Source organism: Hydrogenophaga flava NBRC 102514 (genome assembly GCF_001571145.1).
Taxonomy (GTDB): domain Bacteria; phylum Pseudomonadota; class Gammaproteobacteria; order Burkholderiales; family Burkholderiaceae_C; genus Hydrogenophaga; species Hydrogenophaga flava.
On the sequence record NZ_BCTF01000058.1, the window covers coordinates 1 to 2144 of the forward strand.

The 2144-nt window shown below is 68.2% G+C and carries 1 protein-coding gene; it reads right to left on the reverse strand.

All coding sequences use genetic code 11. The features are described from left to right. Positions 1-2144, reverse strand: a 2144-nt coding sequence (locus HFL01S_RS24320; protein ID WP_157539122.1) for a cadherin-like domain-containing protein, incomplete at both ends; no start/stop codon positions are given.

The window sequence follows — 2144 nt, forward strand, 5'->3', positions numbered from 1 at the left end:
CCTGCCGTGTAGCTGGTCCCGTCACCGGCCACCGTGAAGCCGCTGATGCTCAGCGGGTTGCCGTCCACGTCGCTGGCGTTGTTCAGCAGGTCGCCCACAGCGTTGTCGGCCACCGTCAGCGTTGTGTCTTCCGTGACCGTGTTCGTCTCGTCGCCGTCCACCGGCAAGTCGTTGACCGGCGCGATGTTCATCGTCACCGTCGCCGTGTCCGTGCCGCCACGACCGTCATCGACCGTGTACTGGAACGTCACCCCGTTGCCGTTGAAGTTCGCATTGGGCGTGAAGGTCAGCGTGCCGTTCGTGTTCAGGCTCAGCACGCCCTGGGGCAGCGTCACCGGCGTGCCCGTCGTGATCGGGTTGCCGTTGATCTCGGTGATCGACAGCGGGTCGCCGTCCGGATCCGTGTCGTTGGACCTCGGGTCGAAGCTCACCGGGCTGTCCTCGCTGCCCGCCACCACGTTGTCCTGCGCCACCGGCGGGTCGTTCACGTCGTCGATCACCACGTGCACGTTGGCCGTGTCCGTGGCCGTGCCGTCGCTGATCGTGTAGCCGAAGTCCGCCACCCCGTTGAAGCCCGCATCGGGCGTGAACGTGATCGTGCCGTCGCCGTTGAGCGTGGCCGTGCCGTTGGCCACCGCAATGGGCACCCCCACGGTCGCTGCCTGGCCGTCGATCTGCGTCACGGTCAGCGTCTCGCCGTCCACGTCCGTGTCGTTGCCCAGCACCGAGATGGTCACCGGCGTGTCTTCGGCCGTCGTGCGGCTGTCGTCCACCGCCACCGGCGCGTCGTTCAGGCCGTTGACCGTGATGGTCAGCGTGGTCGTGGCCGTCAGGCCCCCCGGGTCCCTGACCGTGTAGGTGAACACGTCGCTCTGGCTCTCGCCGGCATCCAGCGCCTGCGCCGCCGCGTTGGGCACATACGTGTAGCTGCCGTTGGCGTTGAGCGTGAGGTTGCCCCAGTTGCCAGAGAGCACCGCGCCCACCGTGCCGGGCGTGCCGCCGAAGGCGACCGCGCTGACCGAGAGCGTGTCCCCGTCGATGTCCGTGTCCGCACCGACCGTGCCCAGGATCACACCGTTGGCCGCGTTCACGTTCAGCGTCGCGTCTTCGGTCGTGCTGTTGGTGTTCGGGTTGGCTTCGGGCGCGTCGTTGATGCCGCCCACGTTGAGCGTCACCGTCGCCGTGTCGGTGCCGCCGTTGCCGTCGCTGATGACGTAGGTGAAGGTGTCGGTGCCCGTGAAGTCCAGGTCCGGCGTGTACACCAGGTTGCCGCTGCCATCGATCGTCACCGTGCCGTTGGCCGGGGCGGTGAAGCTGGTGACCGTCAGCGGGTCGTTGTCCACGTCGCTGTCGTTGGAGCGCACCAGGATCGTCACCGGCGTGTCCTCCGGCGTGGTCGTGCTGTCGTCCACCGCCACCGGCGCGTCGTTGACCGGCGTGACCGTCACGTTCACGTCCGCCGTCACCGGCGTGGTGCCGTCCGTGGCGGTGTAGGTGAAGCTCACCGGGCCGCTGTAGTCCGGTGCCGGCGTGAAGGTGATGGTGCCGTCGCCGTTGAGCGTGGCCGTGCCGTTGGAGACCGTGACGGGCACACCCACCGTTGCCGCCTGGCCGTCGATCTGCGTCACGGTCAGCGTGTCGCCATCGGAGTCGCTGTCGTTGGCCAGCACGTCGATGACCACCGGCGTGTCTTCGGGTGTGGTCGCCACGTCGTCCGAGATCGAGGGCGTGTCGTCCAGCGGCGTGACCGTGATGTCCAGCGTGCTGCTGCTGCCCGTGTTGGTGGTGTAGCTCACCTGCGGCACGCTGCCGTTCCAGTCGGTCTCGGGCGTGAAGGTGTAGGCGCCGTTGCTGCCCAGGGTCAGCGTGCCGATGCCGGCGATCACCGCCGTCTGGCCTGCTGTATAGGCCGTCGCATCGCCCGCCACCGTGAAGCCGCTGACGCTCAGTGCGTCGTCCACGTCCACGTCGTTGGTGAGCACGTTGCCCGTGGCCGGGATGTCTTCGGGCGTGGTGATGGTGTCCGGCGTGAGCACGCTCGCGTCGTTGACCGGGCTCATGGTCAGCGTGAGCGTGGAGGTGTCGGTGCCGCCGGCTCCGTCGGTGACGGTGTAGGTCGCCACGGGGATGGCACCCGTGTAGTT